The sequence below is a fragment of the Pseudomonas sp. LB3P14 genome (genome assembly GCF_054898045.1).
This window is the reverse complement of record NZ_CM142714.1, coordinates 4714334-4730413: the sequence shown is the minus strand read 5'-3', so window position 1 is coordinate 4730413 and position 16080 is coordinate 4714334. Positions and strand designations below refer to the sequence as shown.

Here is a 16080-nt window from a genome sequence, read left to right as displayed (position 1 = left end):
GAGTAAAGGCAGGCACGCGGCGTTCCAAGGTCTAGACTTCGCGTTTAGGTGTTTCATAGGTACCGCTGGCGCCGCAGGCGTAGGCAGCGAGCAAACTGCACAACAAGCTATTAAGGGACATGACAGACGCTCCGGATGAGTGATGACGACCTGATGATAGGACCGCCCCAGACGTCTGGCTGGTAGATTGTTTCGATAGGTGTCATAGCCCGAAAGTTGTATACAATTTTTGATTCAGGTCATAGGAACTTGCGAAGATTTCAGGCAGTCTTCTGTCCATTCGCACTTTTGTTAACCCTGCCTTGGAGATTCACCATGTTTGCCAAACTTGTTGCGGTATCCCTGCTGACACTGGCCAGCAGCCAATTGATGGCTGCCGAGTGCAAGGTCACTGTCGACTCGACTGATCAGATGTCCTTCGATACCAAGGAGATCAGCATCGATAAGAGCTGCAAGACGTTCACCGTGGAGCTGAAACACTCCGGCAACCTGCCGAAAAACGTCATGGGTCATAACTGGGTGCTGAGCAAAGAGGCGGACATGCAGCCGATCGCCACCGCTGGCCTGGCCGCAGGCATCGAGAAGAATTACCTGCCTGAAGGCGACGCACGCATCATCGCCCACACCAAAATCATCGGCGCCAAGGAAACCGACTCGGTGACCTTCGACGTGTCGAAGCTCGATGCTGGCGAGAAGTACGGCTTCTTCTGCTCGTTCCCTGGCCACATCTCGATGATGAAAGGCACTGTTACCCTGAAGTAAGTCAGCGCTTATGCAGTACTAAAAACGCCGCTGCGAGGCTATCGCAGCGGCGTTTTTGCGTCCGGGGTATTTATTTTTGCTGAGGTGCGGGACTAGCCATCTCACGCTGCTCGTTCCAGCCCATTGGTCTGAAATTCGCGATACCTGTTATTTATGACAGTAGACGCAGATTTTGATCGCGAGTCTGATGGCATGGCGCTCGCATCGCGTTGCGCATCCATTCTGAAAAAGGAGTTTTCATATGACCGAACAAGTGAAATTACCTCAGCTGCGTTCTTTGGTTCAGTCATCGAGTAAAAATACTCGGGAGAGTCGGACCTTGATTCTGGCCGTTACTAATGGCGATGGTGAATTAATCGAAAGCGGCGGCACCAGTAAAAATGGCGATTTAAGCTTTGTAGGCGCTGCTGAACCTGATCAAACGGCGGAGGTTCTCGATCGGGGCGTTCCCGTACATCCTCCTGTTAATGTCGATAACCTTGGTCACTACAGTGCCTTCCTGCCGAAACAGACATTTGGTGAGCACGAGTACAGCGTACGAACATCCGACGGGCAGGAATCAGCTGTGTGGCACATTTTTATGGACGTGCCCGAACTTGCAGAAATCCAGTGGGTAGCAGGTCCTGACGGAGTTCCCATCGAAAGTAATAAAAGCACTGTGCATAGAGCTCTCAGTTTTGTCGGCTGGGGGCCGGCTCTCCAGACAGTGGATCTTCTGGACTGCGGGGAGCTGCTTCAAACACTTAACGTCGATGGGAACAATCATTGGAGCGCCCTCGCTGAAAACGTGAGTGAAGGCCTCCATGACTTCACTGTTCGTGGAGAAGATGGTGAGGAGTCGGCGCCTTGGAAGATTCTGGTCACAAAGCAGGCTGAACTCAGTGTTCAATTTGTAATAGGAGCCAGTTTCCAGCTCATCGGGAATCACGAGTCGACGACTGATAAAAAGTTAACGCTAGTAGGTACGGCAAACCCCGGTGAAAGCGGATTTATTGTTGACTATGAGAGAGATCTGGTTCCATTTGTGGCTGATAAGAACGGCGTCTTTACAGCAACTATTGAGTGCTTGGAAGCAAAGGTACATACCTTCAGAGCGAAATCTGACCAAGGTCGAGTCTCAACGCCATGGGCCATCAGGGTTGTTGCGTCGAAATCAAGGCACACCGGTTCCTGATTCATATCAAAAAAGGCCCACTGAGAAATACCCTCAGTGGGCCTTTTTGTTGCTCACCCGCTTAAGGCGCGAACGGCATTACCCGCTTGTGATGAGTCTTTTTATACGTGTCACAAATGATCTTGAACGCTTCCTCACGCACCGGCTCGCCGTGCAGAAACGCGTCGATCTCGGCATAAGTCACGCCGTGGGACGCTTCGTCTGGCTTGCCAGGCGACAGGTCTTCAAGGTCGGCCGTCGGGATTTTTTCTACCAGCGACTCCGGTGCGCCGAAGATGCGGGCGATGTCCCGGACCTGGTTTTTCACCAGACCGCTCAGTGGCGCCAGGTCGCAAGCTCCGTCACCGAATTTGGTGAAAAAGCCCAATACTTTCCTCCCCCCAAAAAAGTGCCCAATACGTTGTTAATGCTTGCCTGATAGCTAGCTTATACGTTGTGCAGAATTATATTCTGCACAGCCTTAAAAAAGTGTATGACTTTTTGAAATCCCTGCACCTTGGCGACCACTACACCCATAGGCTCGAGGGATGGATGAGGCATAATGAATGACAATCGCGAGATGCGGCTCTACCTGTGATAAGCACTCGTTGGAGCCTGGCAAGGCAAATGGCCTGATGATGAGTCGGCTAGTGAGCGACATTTTGCAGTTCGGCTCAAGGCATAGGAGGAACCATGGCGCAGAGTTTGAGAGTGGTAATGGCCCAGTTGAATATCCGTGTGGGGGATATTCAAGGCAATGTTGAGAAGATCATCGACGCGGCGAAGAAAGCGCGTGACGAACTCCATGCCCAGATCATCGTTTTCCCTGAACTTACTTTGTGCGGCTATCCGCCAGAGGATCTGTTGCTGCGCTCTAGCATGCAGCTCCGAATTGAAAAGGCTTTAGATAAAGTTCGCCAAAGCTCTCAGGGTATAGCTGTAGTGGTTGGCTTCCCTTGGGTTGAAAGTGGTTCTGGTCACGAAGAGCTACAAAGTAATCGATACAACAGCTGCGCTATATTTATTGATGGGGTAGAGCTGGGACGTTACAACAAACAGAAACTTCCGAATTATCGAGTCTTTGATGAGAAGCGATATTTCGTGCCTGGCAAGGGGCCGTGCGTTGTTGAGCTTTTTGGTGTAAAGATAGCTCTCGGGATTTGCGAAGATATATGGTTTCCAGAACCTTTGAATGAAGCCTGTGCCGTAGGTGCGCAAATCATGCTCACCTTGAATGCATCACCGTTCCATCGCGGCAAACAAGCTGAGCGCGAAGAGCTTCTTGCGCAGAGAGCGAATGAATGCTCAATTCCGATGATTTATGTAAACCAAGTTGGTGGTCAAGACGAACTCGTCTTTGATGGCAACAGCTTCGTTGTTGATGGAAACGGAAAAGTTACTCAACGAGCCCCGGCCTTTGAAGAAGGGCTCTTCCATGCTGACTTTGCCATAAAAGAAAATTCCCTCGTACCAGTTGAGGCAGGGAAGGCTGATCTTCTGAGCGTAGAGGCGAGCGTTTACGAAGCATTGGTTATTGGTGTGCGTGATTATGTTCAGCGCAACGGCTTTAAGGGCGTTGTACTGGGTCTGTCTGGCGGTATCGACTCGGCCTTAACCCTTGCCGTAGCGGTCGATGCCTTGGGAGCTGAAAACGTGGAAGCGGTGATGATGCCGTACCACTACACCGCCCAAATGAGCCAGGACGACGCGAAGGAAGAGGCCGAGCTGCTTAACGTCAAGTACAGCGTGATGCCGATTCAGCCGATGGTTGAGGCTTTCCTAAGTACACTAACACCCGCTTTCGAAGGGCTCCCCAAAGACACCACCGAAGAAAACCTGCAGGCCCGTTGTCGTGGGGTAATTCTCATGGCTATCTCCAATAAAAAACGCTACTTGGTTTTAACCACTGGTAACAAGAGCGAAATGGCAGTCGGCTATGCAACCCTCTATGGCGATATGGCAGGGGGCTTCGATGTATTGAAAGATGTTCCTAAGACTCTGGTGTTCCGCTTGTGCGAATACCGAAATACTCTTGGATATGTCATTCCTCAGCGTGTTATTGATCGACCTCCGTCAGCAGAACTTGCACCAGATCAGAAGGACGAAGATTCGCTTCCTCCTTATCCTGTTCTCGATGAAATCTTGCGTTTATACGTTGAGCATGACTACTCAGCAGATGCCATTGTTGATGCCGGTTTCGACAAAGAAGTGGTGCACAAGGTGATTAGGCTAGTTGATATCAACGAGTACAAGCGCCGCCAGGCTGCAGTTGGCCCGCGAGTAACTGAGCGAGGATTTGGACGGGATCGAAGATATCCAATTACTTCGCGTTGGAGCATTGGCGAATAAATGAGCAGAGTTAGGCCGTCCGCAATGGTCGGCCTATTTTGCTTACCGTTTACGCTCAGACCGTAGGTATGGAGACCATCTCGAAATACCTGAACGGTGTTTTTGCTAGCGCTTCAGGCCTCTTGCTCAGCGACCAAACTGCTCAGCCTATCGGATGAACTCAGCTACGATGCGTCAACTGCATCCGAGTGCCAAATCTTGTTCACCGTTGAAGCCGCCATGCCAAGCTCTGAGCACGTTTGTTTCTGAGTAAAACCTTTTCCTTTGCAGGCAAGCACCGCCTGGATCTTTTCAGCAGGCACGGGCCGCTTGCCCGCTTTACCCGTCCGCAAATCACCATCTTGAAATTCACTTGGCAGGCTGGCCATTACACCGAGCTTTTCTAGCTTCTGGATTTCACTGCTCAGGAATGAAAGGAAGTCAGCAGTGGACTGTTGCCTCTCGTAGCTAGAGGCCATAGCGAGTAGAGCTAAAGCATCGACGTCAAGACGCTTGGCAATCCCTTCAAGAGTGTCCAGGGTTACGCTGGACTTTGCGTGCTCAAGGTTGTGTAGGTGCCTCGCTTCTACTGCGGTAGCAAGCTGCTCTTGGGACAAGCCGCGTGCTTTCCTGGTCAATCGTAGGATCGCGGCTAGCGCTAATCGCAATGGCATGAGTACTTCCCACAAAGGAAAGGATAAGGCCACATTGATAAATTCCAATCTATGCAATATAGTTCTTTATTGGGAATTACTGGTATCGCCCGCGCTCCGAATAGGGAGCGAGATCCCGCGCAAACATATCACATGTATTGTCAGAGGTTTTTTGATTGGAATTCGAAAAAATCCAAGCAGCCAGCGAGCTCCTCTCCAGCCTCGGAGAGGCTCGGTCTGGATCTATGGAAAGCCAAGAGACATTGATCCAACTGGTACAGAGCCGCTTCCCCAACAAAGGCTTTTGCATCGTCCAGCAGTGGACGATCGTTCGTGCGATAGCGAGTGATGCGGACTTCACCAAAATTCACGTTCACGGCCATTTGCCGCTCTTTGTTTTCGCCGAAAAAGTGATCCTAGACAGCCGAGGACGCTTCGATTATGGAAATTGGGTGCGTAGCACCATGGCTATTTCATTCCAAGATGGCTTTCTCTTTGAAACCAAAAACACTGTGTACGTTTTGGCGGGAGACGGCGACGAAAAGTCAGCCCCTCTCGCCGCGATACTGTCTCTTTATCAATGATGTCGGCTGCAACTGCAGCTGAAGATCCACGGGAATGTGAAATGTTTAGAAGCCATGAAACCGTTGCCGAGGGCACTCCTAATATCTTTGGGGATGGGTATTCGAACTGGCGGATGTTTGAACGCCACTTGGCTCATCCCTGGTATCACGTCGTCCTTGAAGAGCGCTTGGAGGGCAAGGTATGGCCACGCACCATGATGATTAGTGACGTCGATATGCTCGAAGAAATACTTTCCCAACAAACCAGCGAGTTTGTCGTTACGGAAATTCAGGTCGTCTCGCCCGGGTGGATGAACAAAGCCGGCAAATGGATTATGGAGGGACTTTCGGGGTTGCTGGTGGGATATGACTCCACGGGACGTCGGATTTGTCTTCACAACATAGATGACGAAAAGGCTTATACCGATGCGCCTGGACAACTGATCGATACCCATTCCCTGAATGGAATGCGAGTTATTTTTTGATCTGATCTCGTAATGCATCTGCAGCGATGAAATGGAGCGTCGTAAAGAGGAGATGGGTGAAAATCGAAGAAGAAGGAAATGCATTAGGAGGAAATTTTGTCTGAAGTTATTAACGTGGAGTTCCACAGTAAGTGGCTGACCGACTTTGAGTTAATTCGTCTGGTGCGAGCAACAAATCAAAAGGACACCATTGTCATCACGGCATTTATCAGCGGTGCGATGATCATAGATGACACATGCTTGGGTGTGGTCTTTGGCCATCTGGATAAGGATGACTTAGGCCGTCACGCTGATTGCTCGATCATCCAAACAGGAAAAATCCTTTCGGCTCGAAAGGAAGGCCGGTTCTGGGTGCTATCAACGCATGAAGAACACTACGCTGTAGGTACTTTCAAGCGAGGCGGCGGAAGAGCTAGCCTGCTCCAGTTCCTCAAGTCCGGCGAACGCCTCTGAAGATGCTTAGATCTCAAAGGAAATGGCTGATCGCAGGGAAAGTTGCGTCTTCCATCTAGCACCAAGAATTAGTTTTCTGGGTATCAGCACTATAGCCACCAGAACTTGGCTCGGGCGAGGCACGTCAGCCACGTCAGATTATTAAAATGGATGGAGATCTAACATGCTCGACACGAGCGACGCAGGCCGTCATGACCGCCACCTGACTGACTTTCAACTCAAAAGGGTCATTTGCGCCCTACAGTGGCCTTACGATTCACCGATCACTGGTTATCTTAGCGATGCACTGTTCGTGGGCAATACGTGCATCGCCATAGTCTTTGACCACTCACGAAAAGGGCCTCGTGAGCAATTCAAGGACGGGCACCTGATTCGAAGCTCCCACATTTTATCTGTGCATAAAGAAGGTCGATTCTGGGTTCTTACTACATTGAACAGCTTGTACGTCGTGGCCAGTTTCAAGCGTCTGCTGGGCAGGTCGACGTTCAAGAAATTGGATGCCTTTGAACGCTGGAAGACTTGCGTCGGGTAGGCGATGGGAAGACGGTGTAATTTGATCTCAACAAAGAGGGCCTGGCAGCATGGCAAGTGAGGAACGGTGGACTGTTATTCGCGCAGCGATCCATTTTGATGAGTTGCTCGAACACGTTATCACCACGCGAAAGCCAGTTTTCATCGACGGGGAGAGTAAGAGCGCGGTGCTGATATCAATCGAGGGATGGATATCCGTCCAAGAAAAACTCAGGTATCCCTCTTCATCTGCCCTCTGAAAAAGTGTCGTATCGGGACTTTACATATACCCTTTGAGTATCGCTCCGAATGATGATCCGGAGCGCATATTTAATGCATGTCCTCAGACTGATATGCATCTGTCTGTTGCCGCTGACCGAAAACTGACCCAGTAAAGGCTGTTCTGCCGACTGAAAACTGACCCAGGTGTTCAACTGCTTCTGCTCACTTTCCGAGCAGGAGAACACAGGGTGATCAGCATGGAAATGTTGGGAAAAATCCGGCGGATGTACTTCCGCGACAAGCTCTCGCTGCACCAGATAGCCAAGCGTACCGGGCTGTCGAGAAACACCATCCGAAAATGGGTCAGAGCGCCCGAAGCCACTCAGCCGGCGTACCAGCGGTGCGCGACCTTCAACAAACTCAGCCCTTTCCACGACACGCTGGAACAGGCGCTGAAAGCCGATTCGTTCCGAGCAAAGCACAATCGCAGAAGCGCCAAAGCACTTTTCGAGCAGATCAAGGCCGAGGGTTATGACGGCTACAGCCAGCTCACAGCGTTTGTACGCTCGTGGCGAGGTGAGCAAGGCAAGTCTTTACGAGCTTTTGTACCGTTGACGTTTGCGCTCGGTGAAGCCTTTCAATTTGACTGGAGCGAAGAAGGGCTGCTGATCGGTGGCCTGTTTCGACGCATCCAGGTCTCCCACATGAAGCTTTGCGCCAGTCGCGCATTCTGGTTGGTTGCGTACCCTAGCCAAAGTCACGAGATGCTCTTCGATGCCCATACACGCTCGTTCGCAGCGTTAGGTGGCGTGCCGCGTCGCGGCATCTACGACAACATGAAAACGGCTGTCGATAAGGTCAATAAAGGCAAGGGCCGCACGGTCAATGCCCGGTTTTCCGTGATGTGTGCGCACTACCTGTTCGATCCGGATTTCTGCAACGTAGCCTCTGGCTGGGAAAAGGGCATTGTCGAGAAGAACGTTCAAGACAGTCGACGGCGCATTTGGCTTGACGCTCAAAACTGCATGTTCCACACCTTCGAGGAACTGAATGCCTGGCTCGGCCAACGCTGTCGTGCGCTCTGGAGCGAGCTGCTGCATCCGCAGTACAACGGACTTACGGTGGCGGAAGTTTTGGAGCTGGAACGGGTCGAAATGATGCCGATGCCGACGGCCTTTGATGGCTACGTCGAGCGTACCGTGCGGGTCTCCAGCACCTGCCTGATCAGCGTGGCGCGAAATCGCTATTCGGTGCCTTGTGAGCGAGTCGGCCAGTGGGTCAGCAGCCGTCTTTACCCATCCCGGATCGTGGTCATCGCCGATGACACGATGATCGCCAGCCACGAGCGCCTCTTTGATCGAGATCAGGTCAGTTTTGACTGGCAGCATTACATCCCACTCATCGAGCGCAAGCCGGGTGCACTGCGCAATGGCGCACCGTTTGCCGATCTGCCCAATCCGTTGCGGCTTCTCAAACGGGGCCTGAGACGTCACAGCAACGGTGATCGAATCATGACGCAGGTGCTCGCTGCCGTGCCCATCGCCGGTCTCGACCCGGTGCTGGTAGCGGTAGAACTGGTGCTTGAGTCGGGAAGTCTGAGCGCCAATCACATCTTAAATGTTCTCGCCCGACTCACCGCTACTACACCACCGCCTTCCGTAGAAACCAGCCTGCAACTCAAGGTGGCTCCCGTTGCCAACACGGCCCGATATGACCAACTCCGTACAACAGATGAGGAGAGCCGCAATGCGTGACTTGATGGCAGAACTTAAAGAACTGCGTCTGCATGGCATGGCGCAGGCTTGGGAAGAACTGGCGGCCCAGGGAGAAGCTTCGACGGCATCCTCGAAATGGCTGCTTGAGCATCTGCTCCAACAGGAGCAGGCAGATCGCGCCGTGCGCTCTGTGAATCATCAGATGAACATGGCAAAGCTCCCCATGCACCGTGATTTAGCTGGCTTTGACTTCAGCGCTTCCAGCGCTGATGCCCGTCTGGTCAAGGAATTATCCAGCCTTGAGTTTACGGAGACTGCGCAAAATGTCGTGTTCATCGGTGGGCCTGGAACCGGAAAAACACACCTGGCCAGTGCCTTGGCCGTGTCCGGAATCACCACTCATAACAAACGAGTACGGTTCTTCTCCACGGTCGATCTCGTCAACCTGCTGGAGCGTGAAAAGTTCGATGGTAAGGCAGGCCGAATCGCCCAGGGACTGCTTCGGACAGACCTGGTGATACTCGATGAGCTTGGGTATTTGCCCTTCAGTCAGAGTGGTGGCGCGCTGTTATTTCACCTGCTTTCAAAACTGTACGAGCACACCAGCGTGGTCATCACCACCAACCTCAGCTTCTCGGAATGGTCGAGTGTGTTTGGCGACGCCAAGATGACCACAGCGTTGCTGGATCGGCTGACACACCACTGCCATATCGTCGAAACGGGCAACGAGTCCTACCGCCTGCAACACAGCACCTTGGCCGCCCAGACAAAGATCAAATCGCGTGAACGAAAGCGCAAGGACGAAGATGGTATCGAGGACGATGAAGCGTTTTGATCTGCACCGTAAACACACTTCCGCATGCCTGCATGCGGTGGGGCCAGATGCGTCTTCAACCAGGACACTACTGCTAAGGTTATCCACAATTGCTGAGACAAAAATCAGCAATCCGCCCTGGGTCAATTTTCAATCGGCAGGGTGGGTCAGTTTTCAATCAGCGCCAACATAATGAGCGCTGGTGAAAGGGGTTGATAGGAAAACAACTGAAGGTTTACGTGGCTGAGGCTGAGAGGGCTATTAACCCCCTTGAGCAAGCCCTATTAGCCCTACACAACATGAATTTAACTGGTCGTGAAGGGCCACTTCTGGCCCAGAGTGCGTAAAAACGCCTCCGTCATTTTGAAGTCTGCGTTGCTATTTAAAATCTGCCAGCGCTCGCTCAGTCAACGGACCTACAATTTGCGTAGGAACACGATTTCCGGACTGTTTTCGTACGCAGCTGCTGGTCAAAAACGTTTTTACACAGCCTCGGCCCAGAGTGTGTAAAAACGCTAGATCCCGTTTCGATTTTCAAGGCTGAGCGGCTGTCCGGCTTCGTTGCCTGATCAAGGCACAATGTCCCTTCCTGATGAGCTAAACCGCCCCAGCAACGCGCCAGATCATCGGGACACGTAAAAACAGGCCTGTTTTTAGGCCGTTAGCGCCTTCATCAAGTGATGGGTGCCGATGATTTTCATGACCCGTTTCAAGTTGTAGACAGCACATACAAGCTCATCTCCGTACTCACCCCAGCCAGCTTTCGCGTCAGGAAGTGCGTCGCACCCATCCATTGCTTTTGCTCAGCCGAAGCTGCATCTCCTCCAATACGTCTTCATGCTCCCAGCGTCGAACTCGTCGTTCCGTGCTCGGAGTGGCATTACGACTTCAACGAGCAGCCCTGGCATTTCGAACTCCAGTAACGATGCAACTTCAGGCCTTTTTCAACGTTGGAATAGTGCCAGATCAGCGTTTCTCCAGACGGCAAATGTATTCGTTTTTTGCCGCGTCATTGATGAAGGCATCGTTATTGAAACGCCCGTCAGCCTTGGTTCCAGAGGTCATCGGCTTGGGCACATAGGCGGTGATGACTGCATCGTGACAAGTTAGGATTTGTTCGCTTTTGAAGTAACCTCGGTCAGCCACTACCGACAACGTATCTTACGCCATCGCCTCGCGGGCATGCTTGGCCATCGAGCTGAGTTGATCGCGGTCGGAACCGACGTTGGTCACCTCATGTGCAACGATCAAATGGTGCTGCGTATCGACCGCCGTCTGCATGTTGTAGCCGACGATTCCCGTGCCGCGCGTCATCATGGAGCGGCTGTCTGGATCGGTCAGTGAGACCTGTTTATCCGGCGATTCATTGAGCTGGATTTCGATCGCTTGAAGCTCCTTCATTTGAGTTTTGAACTGGGCGATTTTCTCTTCCAGCCGCACGGCATTGGGCTCGGAAGCTGTTGGTTCTTGCCAATCAGCAGCATCGAGTGCCGCCAGGTAACGGTTGATGCTCGATTCAATTTCTTCCATGCGCCGCTTCAGTTTGGCGCTGGTGAAATTGCGGTCGCGATTGTTGACGGCTTTGAATTTGCTGCCATCGATGGCGACCAGGTGTTCTCCGAACACACAGCACGACGAACTGGCGACAGACGCCTCGGATGGCCTTGCTGTTGTCTTTTCGGAAGTTGGCGATGGTCTTGAAATCCGGCATCAAACGCCCGGTCAACCACATCAGCTCGACGTTGCGTTGAGCTTCTCGTTCAAAACGTCGGCTCGACTGGATGCGGTTGAGATAGCCGTAGATGTAGATCTTCAGCAAGATCGCGGGGTGGTAAGCAGGCCGGCCAGTATCGGCAGGAATGGCACCTTCAAAACCCAGATTGACCAGGTTGAGTTCGTCGACAAAGACGTCGACTACGCGCACCGGATTGGTATCGCTGACGTAGTCGTCGAGGCTCTCGGGAAGTAAGGTGCCTTGGCCTCGATGTTCACCTTGGATAAAGCGCTTTATGGGCGATCCCTGCGATGAAATCCTCAGAAATTATAGCAAGGGTTCGCGAAGGCGTTTTTACACACTCTGGGCCAAAAGCGGTCGCTTCCGCCTATATGCCCTGAGGTAATTGGCCTCTATAAAACCGAGGCCATTTCAAGGGCACCTCCGCGATCAAGGCTGAACCTTTGTGGCCTAGCTTGTGAGAAATAAAACTCTCTACAAGCGTGATGACTGATACCGCGTTCCATGGCCTATTGGTTCTAAAGCCTTTTTCACGGGCAAGCGCCTTAAGCTCGTATGACGCGTAGCTCAGCAGGCAATTCGAGCGTAGTGAAAATTGATCCGTTGCAGCTGTTTGTTAAACTCCTTTCGTGATGCTTGGAATTTCACCTTTGTAGTACTCCGCGATCAGATCCTTTCTTGATGCAGGAAAAGTAATGAAGGGCTTATCTTTGAGCGCACCAGGTGGGGCAAATAATACTGCCGCTCCGTACCCTTTCATTTCAGCCCACTCTAGCTGATAAGAAAAGCTCTGAAGACATATTGAGGCATGCCTCTAACACACCAACGGTCACTATCTAACTGCGCCTCTCTAAAAGCTCGCTGCGCATGCTCTTTAGAGTAGGATAAAAGCATTTCAGGTCTTTTCGTCGTGGGGTGAAGGGCGGTGGCGACTACTCATCAATAATGTAGGTTTAGGTCTAGAGCGGTCATAAGTAACTCATAATGAAAGTAAGGGAAGTGTTGGCCGTGCCCACAGTGAGCTCTTTATCCTGGAGTCTTACGTATGACGCGCTTAGCGGGATCTTAAAGTGACCGCCATTAGTATCATATGAGTCGAACATATAGGGCTTTTCCAAGGATAGTGCAGTTCCATTTTCATCCATAATGCGTAGGCCAACTCCCTTGGCAGTAGAGTTACTATCCAGCGAAACCAAGCCAGTGAGTTGGTCAATAATTGGAGTGTTTGCCAATATTGAGTAAGTGACTTTGGAGATGCCTTCTTGGCACTCATTAAGATCAATGTTAAATTTTAAGGGGATGGACTGACCACGGCTTCCGGAAATTTCACTGGCGACATAATCTCCCATGTTTACTGATACGTCAGGAGTTTTACATGAGGCTGTCGAGATTGAGGTATTTCCTACAAGTTTGAAAATGTGTGTAGTGAGGCGGCCATGTTTGTACAGTGCGAATTTTACGGGGTCGATAAAGGCGCCATGTTTTATTTTTCCAATTTTTACAAGTCTGAACATAAAATAGTTATATGTGGCTAACACGTTTCCTACTTGAGTCTTTTCCTCGCCCCAAACCCTCAAAGGCCTTTCGGAACCTGATTCGATCGAATAAAGTTGGATTGCCATTCCAGTATCTTTGATCGGAATTGTGTAACCGGTAGCCGGTGGAGGTCCTAATTCTGACCCTATATCTAGCCCCTTGCCGAGTACTTCTGTGCACGTCAGCGTATTAGTTGCTTTAGATATAATTGTGAGCTCATGTATAACGCTGTTGTCTTCAAGGTTCGCTGGCATGCTTATAATTTCGGGTATCCGTATATTTACTTCGGTTGGTCCCGGTAATTGTTGTCCTTTATTGAATGTGCAGTCAGCAAACGAATTGGAAGTTGTCATTGCTAGGGAGGCGATCAGTAAAGAGAGGAGTATTTTGCTAACGTTTTTGAATCTAAACATATTAGATCCTTCCAAAAAAGGTTTTCAGGTTTTTGTTAAGCTCGTGACTTGAAGTTGGTTTTTGATGCTTTTCAAGGCTACGGGCGATAGATGGAGAATTGTCAAGAAATTAAAAATCGTTGCGTGAAGGCAAGCAAATTAGTTTGTAGCGTTCGTAATTAACATTGGTGTCAGGAGGCGGAAGCGAATAAGCTGCCTGGCACTGTTTTCCTGCCCATTTAATGGTCAGCGTATCGTTATCTCTTTCCACCATCGCTAGGGCATTACCGGTTGGATCTGAAATCGCCAGCTGTTTTCCGCTGGCATCTTCTAAAGCAGCACCGAATGGAATTGACTCATTATTGGCATCAATCAACTCAAATTGGACTCTGCGACCTTTTCGCCCGTCAAAGCGTGCCACTATCACTGCACCCCGTCGAGGTACGAGTTGTTGAGAAGTATTGTCAAGCTCAATATCGCCACCTAGGTTGCGGGTGTCCAAACTCAACCAATTGACGCGATATGGTTGGGCGTTAGGAATGACGGCGTAACCATTGGAGCCGGTCATAACACCTGTGTGAGTGCTGATCTCAACTCCGGAAATTCCAGGGACCTCGACTAGGGCAAAAGTTTCACCCACAGTTTGCCCAAAATTCACCCCTCCCGCATGCGCTACCACCGAACCAGAAACGTTCAGATTCTGAGAGTCGTAGCCACGTCCCTTACTGTAACCCACACCAAGATCGGCCACCGCTGTGCGGGTGTTTACGCTGATTGAGCTGGAGCCACCGTTATTGTCGCTATCACCAGACTGGACAGAGAAAAAAGTGTCACTGTTGTCCGATAGGTAGCCATTGATGCCAATTTGCGTGCTATTACCGCTTTGTTCTCGGTTGGTCGAAACAAAAGCTCGCGGCGACCTAGGACCAGAACCTAATGGAAAAGAAACCGAGAGGTTAACCTGGGTGTCCGCGTTCGATAAATCCCGCTCACTGAATTCCTGGGTTTTTGTCAGGCTCAGGTTATAGTTAAGGTCACCCCAGTTGTTGCTATAGCCGCTAGAGAAGCTCCGGGAGCCACCGCGGTTCCAGTAGCGTTGATCGCTGGCATTCAAGTAGAGCGTACCGTATTGTCGAGCGCCGCCAAGTGTCTGATTAACCGTTAAATCAGTACGAATTTTCGAGCTGCCGCCACGCGGCCGTGCGCCTTCACTAATATCCTGAACATGATCATTAAAACTGCGATAGCCCTCAGTGGAGTATCGGTAGGCAGCGAGTGTGAAGCTAGTATCAGTACCAGTGAAGGTTTTCGCATACAGCGCTCTTATACTACTGCCCTTGGTGTTTCTTCCCTGGGAATGACTGGAGGATTTGGTGACGTCGAACGATATCGCGCCAATAGTGGTATTTTTTGCTGCGCCGATAGAAAGAGCTTGGAAGTTTTCACTGATTTGCAAGCCTGCAATTCCTGTCAGGCTACTGCTTAAACCATAAGCCACAGTACTGCTGGTGAACGCTGGCGATGCAATCCCTTGGGTATTACTGGCGTATTTGCCCGCAGACGCGCTGTACTTAACCTGGCCTTCTCGGACCATGGTTGGCAGAGCAGAAAAAGCCTGCCTGCTTACTTTGCGACGTCCGTCAGCCTCGATAGTAATTATCTCCAGATCACCGTTTGACCCGGTAGGGTAGATGTCACTAATCTCGAACGGTCCTGGAGGGACAGTGGTGGTGTAAAGGATGTAATCATCTTGGCGAATCTCCACCGTGGCGTTGGATTCGGCTACGCCACGAATGATTGGCGCATAGCCACGTTCACTGTCGGCGCGCATGCCCTCATCAGAGGCTAATTTCACGCCTTGATAACGCACGCTGTCGAACAGCTCGGTATCCGACAGGATTTCGCCGGCGGAGAACTGACCCTTGAGCACAGTGACGTCGTGTTGCACATAACTCCGATTGCTGGTGAATTTGTTCGGGCTACCGGTGCTGGTACTAAAATTTGACTCGTTTCGCAGGCGCCACGCCCCGAGATTGACGCCATTACGCAGGCCCAGGTTATTAGATACTTGAGCACCATAATCAGTAGTTTGGCGGTTTGTGCTGAACTGATAGTTGATAAATCCGGCCGGGACACCTCCGTCCCATAACTCAGGGTCGACATAGCCGCGTATCCCGCGAGCGAGCGCCACTTGTGGCACGCTGACATAAAGTCGCAGGCGATTGGAATCGTAGCGAATCGCGGCCTGATCGATCATAGCCGGGAGGTCATAGTAAGCCGCAGGCGCCTCCAGGTTGATCAGCCCTTGGTCCTGCAGCTTCTGTAGGTCGACGCCGAGCTGTTGCAATAGGTCAAATGTCAGGCAAGGGTCTACCTTGTTAGTACGCTCGTTGTGTTTAAATTGAATGTCTCTACGACCGATGAGAATTTCATTACTGTAGAGGTCCACTCGATAACTGCCAGGCAACACTTGGTTGGCGCTCAGCAGTGTCTGTACATCTACTGCGTCTCCTCCGCCCTGCAGAAAAGAGGTGTTGAACCCTTCGGAATAGTGATCTACCTCTTCTGCGTGGAGAGCCATGCTCGAAAGTGCGAGAATAATTGCAATGTAAAGTGGTTGTACGCACGCGAGTGTTGGGTTGTGTTTAGATATAGGTCCTCGAGCACTTTTCTCCATGCAAGTTTTATGCGTATGGATATTGGAGGAAAACATGCGGATAGCCTATGCCGAAGGAGTTGTGGAGCTGTCAGAGGGGGGC

At 51.1% G+C, this 16080-nt stretch carries 11 protein-coding genes and 2 pseudogenes; 8 read left to right on the top strand and 5 right to left on the bottom strand.

Features of this window, described 5'->3' with window-relative positions:
* Nucleotides 1-315: 315 nt before the first annotated feature.
* The gene (gene azu / locus ACYZT5_RS21705; RefSeq protein ID WP_462047343.1) at nucleotides 316-762 is read left to right on the top strand and encodes an azurin; all 447 of its coding nucleotides are present in this window, start codon (nucleotides 316-318) and stop codon (nucleotides 760-762) included.
* Nucleotides 763-1003: 241 nt separating this feature from the next.
* On the top strand, nucleotides 1004-1936 hold the full coding sequence (locus tag ACYZT5_RS21700; RefSeq protein ID WP_462047342.1) for a hypothetical protein: 933 nt from the start codon (nucleotides 1004-1006) through the stop codon (nucleotides 1934-1936).
* A gap of 61 nt (nucleotides 1937-1997) precedes the next feature.
* On the opposite strand, the pseudogene nadE reads toward ACYZT5_RS21700, so the two are convergent.
* A pseudogene (gene nadE, locus ACYZT5_RS21695) lies at nucleotides 1998-2306 on the bottom strand (NAD(+) synthase); the annotation flags it as partial.
* A 302-nt stretch (nucleotides 2307-2608) separates the two neighbouring features.
* Between nadE and ACYZT5_RS21690 the strand changes: the two are divergent.
* Nucleotides 2609-4264, top strand: coding sequence for an NAD+ synthase (locus ACYZT5_RS21690; RefSeq protein ID WP_462047341.1), 1656 nt, complete (start codon nucleotides 2609-2611; stop codon nucleotides 4262-4264).
* A 164-nt stretch (nucleotides 4265-4428) separates the two neighbouring features.
* Here ACYZT5_RS21690 and ACYZT5_RS21685 read toward each other — a convergent pair whose 3' ends face one another.
* Nucleotides 4429-4860 carry a helix-turn-helix domain-containing protein gene (locus ACYZT5_RS21685; protein ID WP_462047340.1) on the bottom strand — a complete coding sequence of 144 codons (432 nt, stop codon included), beginning with the start codon at nucleotides 4858-4860 and terminating at the stop codon, nucleotides 4429-4431.
* 212 nt (nucleotides 4861-5072) lie between these two features.
* On the opposite strand from ACYZT5_RS21685, the gene ACYZT5_RS21680 reads away from it, so the two are divergent.
* The 5 genes from ACYZT5_RS21680 (at nucleotide 5073) to istB (ending at nucleotide 9679) form a co-directional block, all read left to right on the top strand.
* Complete coding sequence (locus ACYZT5_RS21680; protein ID WP_462047339.1) at nucleotides 5073-5480, top strand: DUF6957 family protein; 408 nt, start codon at nucleotides 5073-5075, stop codon at nucleotides 5478-5480.
* A 41-nt stretch (nucleotides 5481-5521) separates the two neighbouring features.
* Nucleotides 5522-5944: a hypothetical protein gene (locus ACYZT5_RS21675; RefSeq protein WP_462047338.1), complete on the top strand. Its 423-nt coding sequence runs from the start codon at nucleotides 5522-5524 to the stop codon at nucleotides 5942-5944.
* 96 nt (nucleotides 5945-6040) lie between these two features.
* On the top strand, nucleotides 6041-6397 hold the full coding sequence (locus ACYZT5_RS21670; protein ID WP_462047337.1) for a hypothetical protein: 357 nt from the start codon (nucleotides 6041-6043) through the stop codon (nucleotides 6395-6397).
* A 989-nt stretch (nucleotides 6398-7386) separates the two neighbouring features.
* Nucleotides 7387-8883 (top strand): IS21 family transposase, encoded by a 1497-nt coding sequence (istA, locus tag ACYZT5_RS21665; RefSeq protein WP_462047336.1) that lies wholly within the window; start codon nucleotides 7387-7389, stop codon nucleotides 8881-8883.
* Entirely contained in the window at nucleotides 8876-9679 is an 804-nt protein-coding gene (gene istB / locus ACYZT5_RS21660) for an IS21-like element helper ATPase IstB (RefSeq protein ID WP_462047335.1), read from the top strand. Before istA ends, istB begins: the two co-directional genes overlap by 8 nt.
* Nucleotides 9680-10311: 632 nt before the next feature.
* Here the strand turns inward: istB and ACYZT5_RS21655 are convergent.
* The 3 genes and pseudogenes from ACYZT5_RS21655 to ACYZT5_RS21645 all read right to left on the bottom strand — a co-directional run bounded on the left by ACYZT5_RS21655 (nucleotide 10312) and on the right by ACYZT5_RS21645 (nucleotide 15902).
* Nucleotides 10312-11669: pseudogene (locus tag ACYZT5_RS21655) on the bottom strand (IS1182 family transposase).
* 692 nt (nucleotides 11670-12361) lie between these two features.
* Nucleotides 12362-13342 (bottom strand): fimbrial protein, encoded by a 981-nt coding sequence (locus ACYZT5_RS21650; protein WP_462047334.1) that lies wholly within the window; start codon nucleotides 13340-13342, stop codon nucleotides 12362-12364.
* A 109-nt stretch (nucleotides 13343-13451) separates the two neighbouring features.
* Nucleotides 13452-15902, bottom strand: coding sequence for a fimbria/pilus outer membrane usher protein (locus ACYZT5_RS21645; RefSeq protein WP_462052291.1), 2451 nt, complete (start codon nucleotides 15900-15902; stop codon nucleotides 13452-13454).
* Between the last annotated feature and the right edge of the window lie 178 nt (nucleotides 15903-16080).